This window comes from Phenylobacterium sp., from assembly GCF_031181185.1.
Taxonomy (GTDB): domain Bacteria; phylum Pseudomonadota; class Alphaproteobacteria; order Caulobacterales; family Caulobacteraceae; genus Phenylobacterium.
On the sequence record NZ_JAPSKZ010000327.1, the window covers coordinates 1 to 1,769 of the forward strand.

A 1,769-nucleotide genomic window follows, 5' to 3' on the forward strand; every position below is an offset into this window, starting at 1 on the left:
GACACATGGGCGACGGCGCGCGGCTTCTGGCCTTCCTCGAAGGGCAGGGCGTCGACGGCCGGGGCCGCAGCCTGTTCGACGTCCTCGCCTTCGACGACGCGGCGCTGGAGCTGAACCACGACTTCATTCAGTGGCTCTTCCCGCTGCCGGAGCCGTCGGGGGCCGTGCCGGATGCGCCGGTGCTCACCCCGGAGGAGACGGCGGCGATCCGCGGCTCGTCCCTGGCCCAGTGCGCCTTGGCCGCGGCGACCGACCGCCTGGATCAGTTCTACCGCCGCACCGACGGGTGGCTGCGGCCGCACGACCACAACCACCTGCGCATTACCCGCATCATCCGCTCGCTCAGGCTACTGGTCGGCGACGCGGCGGCGGACGCCTTCCGGGACGCCGTGCTGTGGCGGGTGGAGGCGATGCGGGCGCCGGTCAGCGCCCGCAGCCGCGGCTACTGGACCACCGCCTGATCAGGCGGCGACCGGAGCCTTCCTGCCGGTCGCCCGGAAGACGATGAAGGCGAAGACGAACATGCCGAGCACCACCAGGGTCGGGCCGACGATCATCATCGGCGGCACAAGGGCCATGAGGCTCTGCACGGCCAGCAGCTGGATGGTAAGGCCGATCATCATGACCGGCAGGCCGATGACGGCCAGCGCCAGATGGGTCTTCGGCAGCCAGCCGCCAGCCGCCTCCGGCACGATGCGGTAGAACAGGCCATACAGGAACATGGACACCCAGCCGAGCAGGTTGATGTGCGCGTGCACCGGCGAAACCGTGAACTGGTGCGTAACGCCCATCCAGTAGCCGAGCGAGACTCCGATCAGCGCGAACAGCACGCCGAGGCGCAGGAATGTGTTGGACAAGGATTTCCCTCCGACAGAAACGGGCGGGCCGTAAACCGCCGTTCTCCCTGGCAGGCAAGTTACATCCGATTCAGGCTGGGGACCTAATCGCGGCGCCCGCGGCGACGCCACTGCTCCGGCCGGTCGAACGAGCCGGCCCAGGCTCCGGCGCCCCGGGAACGGGCCGCGTCCTCGGCCTCGACGTAGTCGGCGCTGTAGCGGCGATAGGCGAGGGCCAGCCCCTCGTCGACGAGCGCCCCGGCCACGTCCGTCCCGCCGCTCTCGCAGCGGCTGACCTTGCGGCCGTAGCGATCGGTGTCGAACACCTGACAGCTCAGGCGGCGGCCTTCGGCGCGGGCCTTCAGGGCTGCCGTGGCCGCCGCGCCGCAGGCCCAGCTGCCGCCCGCCCGGTCGCAGATCTGGCCGCGCTCGAACGCGTCGACGCCGTGCAGGCGCACGCGCACCCCCGCGACATCCAGGGTGTCGCCGTCGATAACCCGCGCCACGCCTTCCAGCGTGTCCGCCCGCGCCTCCGCCGGCGACGGCTCGGGCTCCGCCCTCGCTGTGTCGCCCTCCGGGCGCAGGATCACCGCGACCGTCAGGACTGCGGCGGCGAGGATCAGGCCCTCCAGCAGCCTGCCGGCGGGGCTCCGCCTGCGCTTCCACGGGCTTCGCCCGCCCCGCGGATATCGTCGTCCAGTCATCGATCCGCCTGCCGCTCTTCGGCGGAAGACTCCGCGATCAACCTTTCCCGACCGTTGCCGTCAGGCGACGAGCGTCTTCGCCAGGACCCTCTCGAACGTCGCCGCGTCCGGCCCCGGCAGGACCTCGCCGATGCGGCCGCTCTCGAACAGCTCGAACACCTTCGGGTGCACGTACGACGAGCGGCACACCGTCGGGGTGTTGCCCAGCAGGCCGGCGACCGCCTTCACG

The 1,769-nt window shown here is 71.4% G+C and carries 3 protein-coding genes; 1 reads left to right on the forward strand and 2 read right to left on the reverse strand.

Going from position 1 to position 1,769, the window contains the following annotated elements:
- A partial coding sequence (locus tag RIF93_RS20520) for an opioid growth factor receptor-related protein (protein ID WP_309093292.1) occupies window positions 1-461 on the forward strand: 461 nt, incomplete at its 5' end.
- Here RIF93_RS20520 and RIF93_RS20525 read toward each other — a convergent pair.
- On the reverse strand, window positions 462-857 hold the full coding sequence (locus RIF93_RS20525) for a hypothetical protein (protein WP_309093293.1): 396 nt from the start codon (window positions 855-857) through the stop codon (window positions 462-464).
- An 83-nt stretch (window positions 858-940) separates the two neighbouring features.
- A complete protein-coding gene (locus RIF93_RS20530) occupies window positions 941-1,540 on the reverse strand; it encodes a thermonuclease family protein (protein WP_309093294.1) in 600 nt (199 codons plus the stop codon).
- Window positions 1,541-1,769: the final 229 nt, after the last annotated feature.